The 846-nt window shown below is 54.5% G+C and carries 1 protein-coding gene; it reads right to left on the reverse strand.

The features are described 5' to 3' along the window. Nucleotides 1-735: fimbrial protein (locus tag ASU03_RS20955; RefSeq protein ID WP_197411312.1), on the reverse strand; the 735-nt coding region annotated here is incomplete at its 3' end. Nucleotides 736-846: the final 111 nt, after the last annotated feature.

Here is an 846-nt window from a genome sequence, read left to right on the forward strand (position 1 = left end):
GGTTGTCTGGTAATACCCATTGAACGCTGGGCAGTTGTTCAGCGCGATGGAGTAATCCTTCCACGGCGTAAAGGTGTTAGGGCCGGAGAACTCATTAAGCATATGGCTGCCCATCGGCACGTTGACATCGGGTGTCGAGCAAGTGCGCGAGACGATGTTCATGCTCCCGGAAAAGTTGACTCGTTGAACCTCCAGATTGTTGCTGCTTACTCGTGACTGGGTCATGGTCGGCAAGGATGAACCTTGAATCGTCCCTGGAGAGACGTCACCGATTTTTATGAATGAGATATCAAAAGCTAGAGTGCCGGTAATATTCACATTGCACACATTCGTTCCGCCGCCACAATTTGTGCTGCTCAGGGAGAAAGGTAAGGGGTTGCCCGCATTCCAGATGGCCACGCCGATTCCTGGTACCCCGGATTGATACACGTGGCCGCCATACGGCGTCCCAGCCCAACTGGACAACGGCAAGGGTGTGATAGGCAACGAGCGTCGCGTCTCAATGTTATAGATCCCGGCGGAACAACTAATTGTGAAGTTCGCCGACGAAGTGAAGGTTTGCCGATAGATCTCTGCACCCATGGGCACATCACGGCCAACCGTCAAGTTGCCGCCTAACAACGGCTGGGTTCGAACCAGGCTGCCTGGAGTGCTTGAGTAGTTACAGTCCGCCATCGCCACACCTGCTATCAGGGACAAACCTGCCACTGCGACCATCCGTTTGAACATCATCATTTTGGCTCTCCTGCACTGCTCACAGAAGCAACGCGATTATCTGACTGAACAACCGAACACACCGCATCCACCTGGCGCAGTTGCTGGCCGTCGCTGGTGCCGGGGGGCAAT

The organism is Colwellia sp. TT2012, from assembly GCF_001440345.1.
Lineage (GTDB): Bacteria > Pseudomonadota > Gammaproteobacteria > Enterobacterales > Alteromonadaceae > Colwellia.